14 protein-coding genes are annotated in these 15,987 nt (G+C 46.8%); 13 read left to right on the top strand and 1 reads right to left on the bottom strand.

Annotated elements, in window-relative coordinates; all coding sequences use genetic code 11:
- From citZ to coaE, 8 genes are all read left to right on the top strand, one after another.
- Nucleotides 1-1,113: a citrate synthase gene (gene citZ, locus ON063_RS01175; protein WP_214693233.1), complete on the top strand. Its 1,113-nt coding sequence runs from the start codon at nucleotides 1-3 to the stop codon at nucleotides 1,111-1,113.
- A 99-nt stretch (nucleotides 1,114-1,212) separates the two neighbouring features.
- Nucleotides 1,213-2,481, top strand: a complete 1,269-nt coding sequence (gene icd / locus ON063_RS01170) for an NADP-dependent isocitrate dehydrogenase (RefSeq protein ID WP_083600123.1) — start codon at nucleotides 1,213-1,215, stop codon at nucleotides 2,479-2,481.
- A gap of 37 nt (nucleotides 2,482-2,518) precedes the next feature.
- The gene (gene mdh / locus ON063_RS01165) at nucleotides 2,519-3,451 is read left to right on the top strand and encodes a malate dehydrogenase (protein WP_224861534.1); all 933 of its coding nucleotides are present in this window, start codon (nucleotides 2,519-2,521) and stop codon (nucleotides 3,449-3,451) included.
- Between the two features lie 182 nt (nucleotides 3,452-3,633).
- Nucleotides 3,634-4,335, top strand: coding sequence for a response regulator transcription factor (locus ON063_RS01160; RefSeq protein ID WP_271304550.1), 702 nt, complete (start codon nucleotides 3,634-3,636; stop codon nucleotides 4,333-4,335).
- On the top strand, nucleotides 4,332-6,059 hold the full coding sequence (gene pnpS / locus ON063_RS01155; RefSeq protein WP_274663957.1) for a two-component system histidine kinase PnpS: 1,728 nt from the start codon (nucleotides 4,332-4,334) through the stop codon (nucleotides 6,057-6,059). Before ON063_RS01160 ends, pnpS begins: the two co-directional genes overlap by 4 nt.
- A 240-nt stretch (nucleotides 6,060-6,299) precedes the next feature.
- Nucleotides 6,300-8,894, top strand: a complete 2,595-nt coding sequence (gene polA, locus ON063_RS01150; RefSeq protein WP_274663956.1) for a DNA polymerase I — start codon at nucleotides 6,300-6,302, stop codon at nucleotides 8,892-8,894.
- A 21-nt stretch (nucleotides 8,895-8,915) separates the two neighbouring features.
- Nucleotides 8,916-9,743 (top strand): DNA-formamidopyrimidine glycosylase, encoded by an 828-nt coding sequence (gene mutM, locus ON063_RS01145; RefSeq protein ID WP_274663955.1) that lies wholly within the window; start codon nucleotides 8,916-8,918, stop codon nucleotides 9,741-9,743.
- A 12-nt stretch (nucleotides 9,744-9,755) separates the two neighbouring features.
- Nucleotides 9,756-10,361: a dephospho-CoA kinase gene (gene coaE / locus ON063_RS01140; RefSeq protein WP_214693225.1), complete on the top strand. Its 606-nt coding sequence runs from the start codon at nucleotides 9,756-9,758 to the stop codon at nucleotides 10,359-10,361.
- A 23-nt stretch (nucleotides 10,362-10,384) separates the two neighbouring features.
- On the opposite strand, the gene ON063_RS01135 is transcribed toward coaE, so the two are convergent.
- Complete coding sequence (locus ON063_RS01135) at nucleotides 10,385-10,867, bottom strand: site-2 protease family protein (RefSeq protein ID WP_214782214.1); 483 nt, start codon at nucleotides 10,865-10,867, stop codon at nucleotides 10,385-10,387.
- 157 nt (nucleotides 10,868-11,024) lie between these two features.
- On the opposite strand from ON063_RS01135, the gene ON063_RS01130 reads away from it, so the two are divergent.
- The 5 genes from ON063_RS01130 to dnaI all read left to right on the top strand — a co-directional run bounded on the left by ON063_RS01130 (nucleotide 11,025) and on the right by dnaI (nucleotide 15,908).
- Nucleotides 11,025-12,056 carry a glyceraldehyde-3-phosphate dehydrogenase gene (locus ON063_RS01130; protein WP_214760153.1) on the top strand — a complete coding sequence of 344 codons (1,032 nt, stop codon included), beginning with the start codon at nucleotides 11,025-11,027 and terminating at the stop codon, nucleotides 12,054-12,056.
- A gap of 232 nt (nucleotides 12,057-12,288) precedes the next feature.
- Nucleotides 12,289-12,675 (top strand): adenosylmethionine decarboxylase, encoded by a 387-nt coding sequence (gene speD / locus ON063_RS01125; protein ID WP_026825618.1) that lies wholly within the window; start codon nucleotides 12,289-12,291, stop codon nucleotides 12,673-12,675.
- A 112-nt stretch (nucleotides 12,676-12,787) separates the two neighbouring features.
- On the top strand, nucleotides 12,788-13,159 hold the full coding sequence (locus tag ON063_RS01120; protein ID WP_274663954.1) for a hypothetical protein: 372 nt from the start codon (nucleotides 12,788-12,790) through the stop codon (nucleotides 13,157-13,159).
- A 12-nt stretch (nucleotides 13,160-13,171) separates the two neighbouring features.
- A complete protein-coding gene (nrdR, locus tag ON063_RS01115; protein WP_012726705.1) occupies nucleotides 13,172-13,639 on the top strand; it encodes a transcriptional regulator NrdR in 468 nt (155 codons plus the stop codon).
- Between the two features lie 40 nt (nucleotides 13,640-13,679).
- Complete coding sequence (gene dnaI / locus ON063_RS01110; protein WP_274663953.1) at nucleotides 13,680-15,908, top strand: primosomal protein DnaI; 2,229 nt, start codon at nucleotides 13,680-13,682, stop codon at nucleotides 15,906-15,908.
- The last annotated feature ends 79 nt before the right edge of the window (nucleotides 15,909-15,987 follow it).

Below are 15,987 nucleotides of genomic sequence, written 5' to 3'. Positions count from 1 at the left end.
ATGTCAACGACAAAAGGGTTAGAAGGTATTGTGGCAGCAGCCTCAAAAGTCAGCTCAATTATTGACGGACAATTGACTTATGGAGGATACACCATTGATGATTTAGCGGACAACGCCACATTTGAAGAAGTTGTATTCTTACTGTGGAATGATCGCTTACCAAATGCAGAGGAATTGACAGCGCTCTCAGAGGCACTCGTGAAAGAAGCGACGTTGCCAGAAGAAGTGATTGATACGTTAGCTCGTGCACCGAAATCAGCCAATGCAATGGCGACGATTCGTACGGCGCTCTCACAACTTGCTCTATATGATGAAGAATCTGAAGACATGAGTGACGAGGCAAACATGCGTAAAGCGATTCGTCTCCAAGCTCAAGTGGCTACAATCGTGACGGCATTCGCGCGTCTACGTAAAGGCGAACAACCTGTCGCTCCGAAGGAAGGTCTCTCCTATGCAGCGAACTTCTTATACATGTTGAATGGAGAAGAACCAAGCGAAGTCGCGGAGAAGACAATCGACAAAGCACTTATCCTTCATGCAGACCATGAATTGAACGCTTCAACGTTCACGGCCCGTGTCTGTGTGGCGACGCTTTCTGATATGTATTCTGGTGTGACGGCGGCAATGGGAGCACTCAAAGGACCGCTTCATGGTGGTGCAAACGAAGCGGTTATGAAAATGCTTCATGAAATCGACTCGGTCGACCGCGTTGAAGAATATGTACGTGGTAAATTCGAACGCAAAGAAAAAATTATGGGCTTCGGTCACCGTGTCTATAAAGACGGCGACCCACGTGCGAAGCACTTGAAAGAAATGAGCCGCCAGTTGACTGCCCAAATCGGCGAGCCGAAATGGTATGAGATGTCTGAGAAGATTGATCATCTCGTCGAAACAGAAAAAGGATTGAAACCAAACGTCGACTTCTACTCGGCATCAACATACTATGCGCTCGGTCTTGAAGAAGACTTATTCACACCAATCTTCGCCGTATCACGGATGTCAGGTTGGATTGCGCACATTCTCGAGCAATATGCGGATAACCGTTTGATTCGTCCACGTGCGGAATATGTCGGTGAAACAAGCCGTAAATATGTTCCTGTGAACGAACGTTAATTCGAGACACATTTTAGACAAAAGTTTGGTAAACTAACAAGTGACGTAGGTCGGCGTACGCGTCGACCTACAGTAATGTACTTAGGGGGATTCATTATGTTGACACAAGGACAAAAAATTACAGTTGAAAACGGTGTATTGAACGTACCAAACGTTCCGACAGTACCATTCATTATCGGTGACGGAACAGGTCCTGATATTTGGAACGCGGCTGTTCGTGTATTCGATGCTGCAGTTGAAAAAGCATACGGCGGCGACAAGAAAATCGAATGGATGGAAGTATACGCTGGGGAGAAAGCTTATAACGAAAAAGGTGAGTGGCTCCCGACAGAAACACTCGATCAAATTCGCGAGTACTTGATTGCAATCAAAGGACCACTTACGACACCGGTCGGTGGTGGAATTCGTTCATTGAACGTTGCGCTTCGTCAAGAGCTCGACTTATACACATGCCTTCGTCCAGTTCGTTACTTCACAGGTGTTCCTTCACCAGTAAAACGTCCTGAAGATACAGACATGGTCATCTTCCGTGAAAATACAGAAGATATCTACGCAGGGATCGAGTACGCGTCAGGAAGCGACGAAGTGAAAAAACTCATCAAATTCTTGCAAGATGAAATGAACGTGAACAAGATCCGTTTCCCAGAGACATCAGGGATCGGTATCAAGCCTGTTTCTTCTGAAGGGACAGAGCGTCTCGTCCGTGCTGCAATCGAATATGCGATTGCGAACGACCGCAAATCGGTCACGCTCGTACACAAAGGGAACATCATGAAGTTCACAGAAGGCGCATTCAAAAACTGGGGTTATGCACTCGCTGAAGCTGAATACGGTGACAAAGTGTTCACATGGGCACAGTATGACCGCATCAAAGAAGAGTCTGGCGAAGCAGCTGCGAACGAAGCTCAGTCGAAAGCAGAAGCTGAAGGGAAAATCATCGTTAAAGATTCGATCGCTGATATCTTCCTCCAGCAAATCTTGACACGCCCACGTGAGTTCGATGTCGTCGCGACGATGAACTTGAACGGAGACTACATCTCAGACGCACTTGCTGCACAAGTAGGTGGAATCGGGATTGCACCTGGTGCGAACATCAACTACATCACAGGACATGCAATTTTCGAAGCGACACACGGTACAGCTCCGAAATACGCAGGTCTTGATAAAGTAAACCCATCTTCAGTCATCCTTTCTGGTGAGATGATGCTCCGCCACATGAACTGGAACGAAGCGGCTGACCTCATCATCAACTCAATGGAGAAAACAATCGCTTCGAAAGTTGTCACATATGACTTCGCACGTCTCATGGACGGCGCGACAGAAGTGAAGTGTTCTGAATTTGCGGATGAATTGATCAAAAACATGTAATTCAAACGAATAAGTCGCCAATTGAGGGGGAGAGCTCATGATTCGTCGTAACAAAATTTCTGTAATTGGAAGTGGCTTCACCGGTGCAACCACTGCACTGTATCTGGCTCAACGTGAGCTAGGGGATGTCGTTCTACTCGATATGGAAGAAAAAGTTGGACCGACGAAAGGGAAAGCGCTCGACATGCAAGAAACAGCACCAATTCAAGGGTTTGACGCTTGGATTACCGGAACATCAGATTACGCAGATACGGCTGATTCGGATATCGTCGTCATCACGGCGGGCATCGCGCGTAAGCCTGGAATGAGTCGAGATGATCTCGTTGCGACGAACGCGAACGTGATGCGTTCCGTCGTAAAAGAAATCGCTCGCTATTCGCCGGAAGCGATTTTGATTGTCTTGACGAACCCGGTAGATGCGATGACTTATGCGGCGTTCAAAGAGTCGGGTTTCCCGAAAGAACGCGTCATCGGGCAATCTGGTGTACTGGATACGGCTCGTTTCCGGACGTTTGTCGCACAAGAGTTAAACGTTTCCGTCAAAGATGTATCTGGATTCGTTCTTGGTGGACATGGCGACGATATGGTGCCTCTCGTGCGTTATTCATACGCAGGTGGCATCCCGCTTGAAAAACTCATACCACATGAGCGAATCGAGCAAATTGTCGAGCGGACACGAAAAGGTGGCGGTGAAATCGTCCAACTGTTAGGTGATGGATCAGCGTATTATGCGCCAGCTGCCGCAATCGTAGAGATGGTCGAGGCGATTTTAAAAGATCAGCGTCGAATCTTACCTGCTATTGCTTATCTAGAAGGCGAATACGGATTTAGCGATTTGTATCTTGGCGTCCCGACGATTCTTGGGAAACATGGCATCGAGCAAGTACTCGAGCTCGACTTGACGGATGAGGAGAAAGCAGCACTTTCACGTTCTGCCGACTCGGTCCGCTCCGTATTAGGCGTCCTATAAGTAGAAAGTGCTTCCTGCATTCTTGCGGGAAGCACTTTTTTGCGGTTTCCATCATGTGGGGCATGCTACACTAAAAGTGGATTTGTTTTGTTTTTGTAAAGATTTGCTTTGAGGTTGGTCGTTTCAAGCTTTGATTTGTAAAATAGAGAGTGACATTTGATGGATTAAGAGGAGGAAGTAGTGTGGCTGATAAAGTAATTGTTGTCGACGACGAAGTATCGATTGCGACGTTATTAAAATTCAACTTAGAACAAGCTGGTTTCGAGGTAGAAACCGCACATGATGGAAAGACAGGATTGGAACTGGCTGAAAAGAAAGATGCCGTCTTAATCGTGCTCGATTTAATGCTTCCGGAAATGGACGGACTTGAAGTGTGTAAGCGACTCCGTCAACAAAAAGTCAACACACCGATTTTGATGCTCACGGCGAAAGATGATGAGTTTGATAAAGTTCTCGGACTCGAGCTCGGTGCAGATGACTATTTGACGAAACCATTCAGTCCTCGCGAAGTCGTGGCACGTGTCAAAGCGATTCTAAGACGCTCGGCGCCACAAGAAACCACGGTAGAGGAGGACGTCATTCAAATCGGTGACGTAAAAATTGTCGCTTCGAACTACGAAGTATTCAAACAAGGTGAACGTCTCGAATTGACTCCGAAAGAATTTGAACTGTTAGCATATTTAGCTAAAAATAAAGGACGTGTGCTGACACGAGACCAATTATTATCTGCTATTTGGAATTACGATTTCGTCGGTGACACGCGAATCGTCGATGTCCATATCAGTCATCTCCGTGAAAAAATCGAACCGGTCACGAAGAAGCCGACATATATTAAAACGATTCGTGGTCTCGGTTATAAAATGGAGGAGCCGACTTCGGAATGAAGACGTATCGCTCTAGATTCATGACGACGCTCATCCTTCTCGTCACGGGTGTACTTTTGACGCTTGGCATCGTGCTCGGCCAACTGTTTAAAGATTTCTATTTGGATTCTGAACGTGACCGCTTGAAAGAGGATGCTCAGCTCGCCGCTTTGTACCTTGAAGGAGGAGAGTTAGACGAAATTCGAGGATATGTCGGTCAAATCGATGACGGGAGTAGCTTTGACATTTTGCTACTCAATAGCAGGAATGAAGTCATCGCCGGGACGCCGTTTCGTGTCGGGTCAATCGATTATAAGATTGACCCGAGTCTGGTGCCCGAAGACGGAACGTTTGGTGAAGCAGACGAAGATGAGTTGATCCAGTTCACAAAACCGATTGAACTTGCGACAGGAGAGACGGTCTATTTAACGTTCATCCGTTACGTGTCAGACCTTGAAGGCGTGTATGATCGAATTTGGTTAACGATTGCGCTCGCGCTCTTCTTTTCATTTTTCATCATCCTATTCGTCCTTCAGCATCTGACGAACCAATTCATACGACCAATCGATGAGGCGACCATCGTCTTACGGGAACTCGCCGATGGTAATTATCGGGCTCGCGTTTACGAACTGCGAAATGACGAGGAAACCGGAAGTCTCGCTGGATCAATCAACGTCCTCGCCCGAAATTTGGAGTCGATTTCACTCGGAGAATCGGTTCAGCGGGCACGACTCGAATCACTCATCGAATATATGGGGGCAGGGCTCCTTCTCGTGGACGAGCGAGGCATCGTCACATTAGTCAACCGTTCGTATCGCGAGATGTTCCAATACGATGATTTGTCGATTGGACAATTTTATCACGGGATGTTACCGAGTCCTGATGTTGAGACTCTGATCGAAGACGTGTATTTGACGGAAGAAGTTCATCGTCGTCAGCTGTCGATTCGAACTGGCTTCAATCAGAAGACGTATATGGTGTCTGCCGCACCGATTTTCAGTGATACGGGAATGCTTCGTGGTACCACGCTTTTATTCAACGATATCACGGAGTTGAAGCGACTCGAGAAGATGCGGAAAGATTTTGTCGCGAACGTCAGTCATGAACTCAAGACCCCGCTCACCTCGATTCGTGGATTTAGTGAGACATTACTTGACGGGGCTAAAGAAGTGCCTGAACTCCGCGACCAGTTCTTAGACATCATTCAAAAAGAGGCGACGCGGATGCAGATGCTTGTTGAAGATTTGCTTGAGCTGTCGAGATTAGAACGTGATGATTTCCAGATGGAACTGGTATCCGTCGACTTGAACCAGCTCGTCGATGAGGTATGTCTCTTGCTCAGTCAGAAAGCGGACAAAAAGTCGATTCATCTAGAGGCGAAGCATCATGGGACGGCCGTCTTACAGGCCGATTTGAATCGGATGAAGCAAGTCATCATGAACCTCGTCGCGAACGCCATCAACTATTCTCCGGAAGGAAGTCGTGTCGAAATTTCTGTCGAGGCGAATGAGGATGCGTACAAGTTACGCGTCAAGGACAATGGAATCGGGATTGCTGAAAAAGAAGTCAGTCGAATCTTTGAGCGCTTCTATCGTGTTGACAAAGCAAGAAGCCGAAACTCAGGTGGCACGGGTCTTGGTCTTGCTATCGTGAAACACATCATCGATCTCCATCATGCGACAATCGATGTCGATAGCGTCGAAGGCAAAGGGACGACGTTCACTATCACGTTCCCAACAGTTTGAATTCCTTTACCTCACGTGTGATTAATCATTTTACAAAACCTTGCCATTCCATTCATATTTGCTTTACAAAACCTTGCTATTCTATGAATGAGACCTCTTCATCATCTCGTGACTCGATCGGTGCTCATCTCCACACGGTCGAGAATTTGGCCCTTTTCTATTCGTAGAAAAGGGTCTTTTTTTTCGAACGCATGTACCCGTATGGTATGATGAATGAAGAGAAGAATGGAGGTCGATTGAATGAATAAACTACTAGTCCTAGATGGGAACTCCTTAACATATCGTGCGTTTTTTGCACTGCCTCCGATGTCGGACGCGTCAGGTCGAAATACGAACGCGGTGTACGGCTTTACGATGATGTTGTTGAAATTAATGGAAGATGAGCAACCGACGCACTTTGCTGTTGCGTTTGATGCGTCGAAGAAGACGTTCCGTCACGATACGTTTGCTGACTATAAAGGAGGGCGTCAAAAGACTCCTGGGGAATTACGCGAACAGTTCCCGCTCGTGCGAGACGTCTGTCGTGCGTTTGGTATCGCTGTCTTAGAACTTGATCAATATGAGGCGGATGATATCATCGGCACGCTCTCCAAGGATACATCATACGATCAAGTGACGATTGTGACGGGAGATAAAGATTTACTCCAACTGATCGATGATCGCGTGACCGTCTACTTGACGAAGCGAGGCATCACAGATGTCGAGACAATGGACCAAACGGCGTTCCAGGAACGTTATGAGGGACTACAACCGATTCAGATGATTGACCTAAAAGGGTTGATGGGGGATAAATCGGATAACATTCCAGGTATCCCGGGTGTCGGGGAAAAGACGGCGCTCAAGTTGATTTCAACATACGGAACCGTCGAGTCCCTTTACGAACATACGGATGAACTAAAGGGGAAACAGAAAGAAAAAGTGGAAGCCAACGAGCGAGAGGCGAAGATGTCAAAACAGTTGGCGACGATTTATACAGACGTGCCACTTAATGTGACCGTTGATGATCTCGTCTTTAAACCTTATGATGCTTCTGTTGTGAAGCCCCTGTTCATGGAACTTCAATTCAAGTCGTTGATCGGTAAATTAGCGGACAGCTCTACAGAAGAAACGGTCGAAAAAGAAGTCAGACCGACCATCGACCTTTCTGAACAAGATTTGTCTCGAGCGGTCCTGATTCTTGAGCAACTACACGATGACTACTTCGAAGAAGACATCGTTGGGGTTGCAATCGCATCAGATCGTGGCGTGACCGTCGGCGATGTGACACTGTTACAAGATGCGCGAGTCAAGGAATGGATTGAAGACGAATCGAAGACGACGATTTGTCTCGATGCTAAACAGACAATCATTCAGTTGAAGCGACATCACCTATCCCTTCGCGGTTATGAAGATTTACTCGTTGCCGGATACTTGTTGAATTTATCTGGTGGAACGTCACTCAGCTCGATTGCTTCTCATTTCGCATACCCTCTTGAAGAGGATGAATCAGTATATGGGAAAGGAGCAAAAGTGAAGGTTCCAGATGAGGAAGTTTTCCACTCTCATCTCGCGGAGAAAGCACATGCGATTTTGACGTTGTTCGAACGTGTCGCTTCAGAGCTGAAAGATAACGAACAGACGGAATTATATGAGGCACTTGAAAAACCGCTCGTCTCGGTGTTAGCCGAGATGGAATGGGCAGGCATCCATGTAAACGTTGAAACACTTCAACACATGGAGACAGATCTTCGTGAGCGCCTCTCTGCACTTGAAGTAACGATTCATGAATTGGCCGGCGAACCGTTCAACATCAACTCGCCGAAACAGCTAGGGGTCGTCCTGTTTGAGAAATTAGCGCTTCCCCCTGTGAAAAAGACAAAGACGGGTTACTCGACTGCGGCGGATGTCCTTGAGAAGTTGGCACCGCTTCATCCGATCATCGAGAAGATCATGCATTATCGTGAACTCGGGAAATTACAGTCGACCTATGTAGAAGGATTGCAGAAAGTCGTGAAGGAAGATGGCAAGATTCACACCCGGTACACGCAGACGTTAACGCAAACGGGACGACTCTCATCGGTCAATCCGAACTTACAAAACATCCCGATCCGATTAGAGGAGGGACGTCGTATCCGTAAGGCATTTACCGCAAGCGAACCGGACTGGGTGCTCTATGCGGTCGACTATTCACAGATCGAACTTCGGATCATGGCGCATATGTCACAAGATGAGAAAATGATGGCGGCCTTCTTGCATGATGAGGATATCCATACATCGACGGCGGCAAACGTGTTCAAAGTCGCAAATGAGGAAGTCACTTCACTCATGCGTCGTCAGGCGAAAGCCGTCAACTTCGGAATCATATATGGAATCAGTGATTATGGGCTCTCACAAAACCTAGGTATCACACGAAAAGAAGCACAAACGTTTATCGATACGTACTTTGAACAGTTTCCGGGAGTGAAGACGTTCATGGATGCTGCGATTGAACGAGCTCGTGAGCATGGGTTCGTCGAGACGATGTTAAAACGACGACGGAACATCCCAGACATTCACTCTCGTAATTTTAACTTGCGTGGATTCGCTGAACGTACGGCAATCAACACACCGATTCAAGGAACGGCAGCCGACATCATCAAAAAAGCGATGATTGACGTCGATTACGCTCTTCAATCATCGCAACTTCAATCCAAGTTGTTGTTACAAGTACATGATGAATTGATTTTTGAAGGTCCGGCTGAAGAAATGGAAGCATTAGAAAAATTAGTGACGGAAGCGATGGAGCATACGGTGACACTCGACGTTCCATTACGTGCGGATGGAGCCGTTGGAACGACGTGGTTCGATACGAAATAAGAAGATAGAAAGGAAATCAGTATGCCAGAATTACCAGAAGTCGAAACGGTTTGTCGCAGATTACGATCTGCCGTTTCCGGAAAGACGATTCAGTCTGTCGATGTGCTCGACCCTAAAATCATTCGGGGACTCGAGCCAGAAGAATGGGTACACCATTTGATTGGAGAGACCATTACAGATGTGGAACGTCGAGGGAAATTTATTTTATTCAAATTAACGAACGGATATCTCGTCTCTCATCTCCGAATGGAAGGGAAGTTCTTCCCTTATGAGACAATCACAGCACCGGCTAAACATACGCATGTCGTCATCAACTTCACGGACCAATCGACCCTACATTATAATGATGTGCGGAAGTTTGGAACGATGGAGTTGCGGACGAATGAGGCGGTTCATACGACACCACCACTGTCACTACTTGCATACGAACCGTTTGATGAGCGTGTGACAACTGATGCGTTGCATAAACGTCTAGAGCGGATGAAGACGCGCGCTATCAAGACGGCGCTTCTCGATCAGTCCATCTTCGTCGGATTAGGGAATATCTATGTAGATGAAACTTTGTTTCGTGCCGGTGTGCACCCGACACGACCAGCTGCTAGTTTGACGCACGAAGAAGTGGAGCGTGTACGCATTGAAGCGGTAGCCGTGCTAAATGAAGCCATTAAACGTGGAGGAAGTACGATTCGGAGTTATACGAATCCAGACGGAGCCGCGGGAACGTTCCAAGAACGACTTTATGTATACGGACAAGCCGGTGAACCATGTCGCCGTTGCGGACAAGAAATTGAAAAGATGAAACTAGGCGGTCGTGGCACGCATTATTGTCCACGCTGTCAACAACGTTAAGGAGTGGGCGTTATGTTGAAAATTGGATTGACGGGTGGGATTGCAACCGGGAAGTCCACGGTGTCTCGACTATTTCGGAAAAAGGGGATTCCGATCATCGATGCCGATTTGATTGCGAGGACGGTCGTCGAACCTGGAGGGAAGGCGATTGAGGGTGTAAAAGCGGCATTTCCAAAATGTTTTGACGGCGATGTCTTAAACCGTCCCGCGCTAGGGCGTGAAATCTTTCATGATGAGACGAAACGACAACACCTCAATCAACTGATGCATCCAGCGATTCGTGAAGAGATGAAGGAACAGATGCGTGATTATGAAGCATCCGGCGAGTCTGTCGTTATTTTTGATATTCCTCTCCTATTTGAGGGGACAATGCTCGACCTCGTCGATTATTCTGTCGTCGTCTATTGTCGCGAAGAGATTCAACTTATGCGTCTCATGGAGCGGAATGGATTGACGAAAGAAGAGGCACTCGCTCGCATTCATTCTCAAATCCCGATTGAAGAGAAAAAGCATCAGGCCGATTTTCTCGTCAATAACAACGGTTCACTCGGTGACTTACCACCGCAAATTGACCGTTTGGTCGAACAATTTAAGACGATTGAAAAAGAAGGCGAATGATGATTCGCCTTCTTTTCGTTTGGTTAGTTTAATGGATCGGATTCGGGTGATCCTTTCTTCCACGTATCATAAATGGCACGTCCATCACTTGGGTGACCGTTCGAATAATAGATGGGATACAGTGAAAAGAAAATATAGTAAAACGAAAAGTAGGCGAACTGATACGTATACAACGTCGGTTCAATCTCTCGTCTCAAAATAAACGCATTGACAATTAAGATACTCGCCAGATTAAAAATGGCTCCACCGCCATATACAAGCGTGCGGGTGACCTTGTTGCTCCATTTTAAATCTGTAAACTGGCACCACGCATCATAAAAATAGACGCGGTTCACTTGAAGACGTCCTACTTTAAATAGTTTTTTTCCTGTGCCGATTTGCATGTCGAGCGAGCCTCCAAACAACTTTGCGAAAAAGAAGTGTCCGAACTCATGAATCAACGTCACAATCGGTAAGATGATGAAAAACGAAATGAAGAACTTATCGATATCTCCCCAATCAAACATGGTGACGCCTCCTTTCTGTTGTGCTTCACGACAAGAAATTTCCCTCATTTTCAAAAAATAAACAAAGAAAAATGAAAAAAATGTGACGAATCATAGTGAAAACGCTTACAGCTATCCGTTATAATGAAACCGTAATGTAGAAAAAGGGGGATTTAGCATGGGGACAAAAGTTGCGATTAACGGATTCGGTCGAATCGGGAGAATGGTATTCCGAAAATTGATGCTTGAGGGACGTCATGAAGTCGTGGCAATCAATGCGAGTTATCCAGCGGAAACGCTCGCACATCTCATCAAACATGATTCCATTCACGGTCCATTCGGATTGACGGTTCGAGCGCAAGGGGATGCGCTTGAAGTCGATGGAAAGCGAATCGAACTCATTTCAGAACGTGATCCATCACGTTTACCGTGGGCAGACCTTGGCATCGACATCGTGGTCGAGGCGACAGGGAAGTTTAACTCGGATATCGGGGCGAAACTTCATCTAGATGCAGGCGCAAAAAAAGTGATTTTAACTGCGCCAGGGAAAGGGGATTTACGCACGATTGTGATGGGGGTCAACGATCGAGACTATCGCCCGGAAGAAGACCACATCATTTCAAATGCATCGTGTACGACAAACTGTCTAGGACCGGTCGTGAAGGTGTTACACTCGACATTCGGTATTGAAACTGGTTTAGTGACAACTGTTCATGCGTACACGAACGACCAAAATAACATTGATAACCCGCATAAGGACTTACGCCGGGCGCGTGCTTGTGGCAGTTCAATTATTCCGACTTCAACAGGAGCGGCTAAAGCGATCGGGCTTGTCATGCCAGAGCTTCAAGGAAAATTAAACGGAATGGCACTCCGCGTCCCGACACCGAACGTATCACTCGTCGACTTAGTTGTTGAACTTCATCGTGACGTAACGGTTGATGAAGTGAATGAAGCGTTTGAACGTGCGGCGTTTGGAGAGATGACGGGCGTGTTAGGTGTCTCCCATGAACCGCTCGTATCGATTGACTTCAATGGAGACGACCGTTCGTCGATTATCGATATGGATTCGACGATGGTACTTGGCGGAAATCATGTAAAAGTACTCGCATGGTACGATAATGAATGGGGTTATTCGTGCCGTGTCGTCGACTTGTTAGACATGGTGGCGAGTTACCTTCAAATCGGGCAACAAGAAACACACGCCTAAAAAAATATTACGGTCTAAAAAATATTTTTGATTTTTTTAAACAAATCTCTTGTAACGACGTCCCAAACACGTTACACTCAGTTTCGTGAACTTCAATTGGTCTGACAAACGCAACTTAAAGGGTTAGGACCTCTTAGGACTAACTTGCCCCCGTGGTTGTGGGCGATTCAGGCACAAAGTGAGTGATCATCAACTACTTTGAGACCATTGATGTAAAGGGGGATCCACTAATATGGATACTATGGGACGTCACATTATTACAGAACTTTGGGAGTGCAATCCCGACAAATTAAATGATATCGACTACATCGAGCGTTTGTTCGTCGATGCTGCTCTTCGTTCGGGCGCTGAAGTCCGCGAAGTCGCTTTCCACAAATTCGCGCCACACGGTGTGAGTGGAGTCGTCATCATTTCAGAATCGCACTTAACGATTCACAGTTTCCCAGAGCATGGCTACGCGTCGGTTGACGTGTTCACATGTGGAGATCGAATCGATCCAGCTACGGCATCGCAATACATCGCCGAAGGATTGGATGCGAAAGTACGTGAAGATGTGAAACTTGAACGTGGAATGGGACCAATTCGTGTTCCGGAAGCACAAGTTGCACTAACTAAATAATTCTGAAGAACCTTTAGAGGCTGGCCGTTTGACGGTCAGCCCTTTTAATTGTTTTGTTGTTGCCTTAATTTTGATATGCTTAACGTATATAACTCAGGCGTTGAGGTGGATTATGGGACTGTTAGATAAGTTACAAACACATATTGAAACGAAAGATACACATAAAAATGAATCGCTTCGGACACGTTACTATGCGGCATCTCCGAACGCAATCTTACAATGGTTAGAAAGTCAGATTCAGTCAAATGGTCAGACGGTCCGTCGCATCGACTCGAACCGTGGCGAACTCTCGTTCATTGGTGAAGGATGGGACGGACTCATTACGATCGTGCAAGTAGACGGAGGTCGTACAGCAGTCGATTTTACATTGAACCGCGAACAGCGACTCGGTACAGACCTCGCACAAATCGTTACTCACTATTACGAGGCGCTCACACAACAATTCCCGCTTCGTGCTATCGGAAATAAATCTGTCGAACGATAAGGAGGCTTGAGCATGCGTTGTCCGAAATGTGATCACAATGGAACGAGAGTGCTCGATTCCCGACCGGTGCAAGACCATTATTCGATTCGACGTCGTCGTGAATGTGAAAAATGTGGGTATCGGTTCACAACGTTTGAGACGGTGGAACAGACACCCCTCATCATTGTGAAGAAAGATGGAAACCGTGAAGAATTCAGTCGCGAAAAAGTGCTTCGTGGAATCATTCGTGCGTGTGAAAAACGACCAGTCACGCTTGAACAGCTTGAAGGGGTCGTGACAAAAGTCGAACAACAACTTCGCGCCCTCGCACAATCGGAAATACCGAGTGAGCAGGTTGGTGAGTTGGTGATGAATGAACTCGCACGTGTCGATGAAGTCGCATACGTCCGCTTTGCATCGGTTTATCGCCAATTCAAAGATATCACTGTGTTCTTTAAAGAACTTGAAGATTTAATGAAGCAAGAAAATTCGACCAACTAAAGGGCGGCCTGCTGGTCGCCCTTTTTCAGGGGAGAGAGCTATGGAGAAAGAACGTACAATCTTTGGGACGGACGAACTGCTCATTATGAGTACAGGTCTTGTTGACCGCGAATCGTATCAGTCCCTTTACCACTTATATCAGCCTGTCATCGGTGTCAAAGCGCTCGCGCTGTATCAGACGCTGTGGAGTGAATTGAAGCCAGGCAAAATGAAATCGAACTATATGTCTCATAGTGCCTTGTGTGAGATGTTGGAGTACTCCATCAATGAATTGACGGATAATCTATTTCGCCTCGAAGCCATCGGATTGGTACGGACGTACAAAACGAAAGATGCTCGGTTGACGCAATACGTCTATCAGTTGCGTGTGCCGCTCGCGCCGCATACGTTTTTAAACGATGGACTGTTATCGAGCTTTCTCTTCTATAAAGTAGGGGAAGTGCGCTTTAAACAACTTCAGGGGCGTTTCACAATTGACCCTTTGCCAGCGGGAATCGTCGAGGTGACGAAAGACTTTAATGAAGTGTTTGATGTCAAAGGTGTCAATCATCGAGCGTTCACGCAAAAGAACTACGAAAAACCAGATCGTGCGAAGATTGAAATCAACTATTCGTTCGATATGGACATTGTGAAGAAACTGACGAATTTCCCAGTCGGGTTTTTCACAAAGAAATTAGACGAAACCATCACAAAACTGGCCTATGTCTCTCAACTCGACGAAGAGACGATGGCGGAGATGTTGAAAGAATATTTCGTTCACGAAGCCTATCTTCCGCTCAGTGAGCAGGAGAAGCGGGACGGATGCCGTCAGATGGTATTACAGTTGAAGAAAAAGCAGACACGGCATCGAAAAGAGAAGACGGTGGAGCTCGAAGAGACCAAGCTGGGAGACTTACATGATCCAGCGGTAATGGAAGCGGCCCACCCCCATCAATACGTATCGACACTTCGGAAGACGCCTCAGCTGTCGAAAAGTGATGAACAGTTGGTTATCGAACTCGTCGATACGCTCGGGCTCGCACCGGGCGTGATTAACGCACTCTTCTATTATTGTATTGAAGTGAAGAAACAGACTCGTCTGAACGAGAATTACGTCCTTCGTATCGCAACGAGTTGGAAGACGGCAGGTTATACGAACGCGAAAGAAGCGTTGGAGCAAGAAGCGTCACAAGATGCGCTCATTGAGAAGAAGCAACAAAAACGTGAAAATGTACAGCGGACGACTGTCGGTTCGCGTCGGAAACCCCAACAAGGCGAGATGCCGAAATGGCTCGAAGATGAAGCGAAACAACAGCGATCGTATGATCAGGCGAGAAAGAAAGAATTGGAGTCTTCCGTTCGAAGGGGTGAGGGGATGGAACGAATCAACCAGTCGTTATCGCAGTTGATGAATCGAAAAGAAGTCCGCGAAGCGTATGAGTCGATTCGCAGACGAACGCTCAATCATCCAGGAGTAATCGCCTTTTTGAACGCTCATCCTGAGTTAGAAGAGAAAGCGATTGAAATTGGGTTCACAAAGCTGAGTGAGTATGCCGAGCAGATGGATGGGAAGACGTTCATCGAAGAACAAGCCGTCATCCCGGGTCATCAACCGGTGCTCTATGTCGATCTCGGACAGATCGCCATTCGCTATGAAGAGACGGTCGCTCATCGACAAGCTAGACGCCAAAAAGAGATGGACCGTAAGTTTAAGAGCTTGTTCTTACCGGAAGAAGTCCGTGAGGCGAGCTTTGAGTCATTTGATTGGGCGGACGATGCACGCAAGATTGCACTTCGGGAAGCGATGCGTTTCGTAACGGGGATGAAGTCCAAACAAAAAGTAAACGGACTCTATTTACACGGGAGTTTCGGTGTCGGGAAAACGTATTTGCTCGCCGCCATTGCCAATGAATTGAAAGTGGCGGATATCGAGACGATTTTAGTTCATGCCCCTGGATTCGTATCGGAGGCAAAACGCAAAATTCGCACCGAATCGTTTGATTCATTTTTAACTTCGTTTCAACATGTGCCTGTCTTGTTGATTGATGACATTGGTGCTGAGGCAATCAGCCCGTGGGTGCGCGACGAACTGTTCGGCATCATTCTCCAATATCGGATGATGCATCGATTGCCGACGCTATATAGTTCGAACTTTAGCGGAGAAGAGCTCGAGACTCACTTTTCAATCGATGGGTCCGCGCAAAATAAAATGAAAGCGCAGCGTCTCATGCAACGAATTTCAACGACGACGACACAAATCGAACTGAAGGGTGAAAATCGCCGTCGGTAAAGGATTGTTTTTCTCGGATGAGTTGACTATACTAATAACCATATAAGTGATGCATAGAAGAGGATATGAATCATCGAGA

Origin of the sequence: Exiguobacterium sp. B2(2022), assembly GCF_028823655.1 — a bacterium.
Classification (GTDB): Bacteria; Bacillota; Bacilli; order Exiguobacteriales; family Exiguobacteriaceae; genus Exiguobacterium; species Exiguobacterium aestuarii_A.
The sequence above is the reverse complement of the archived record's forward strand: the minus strand, read 5'-3'. Positions and strand labels throughout refer to the sequence as shown.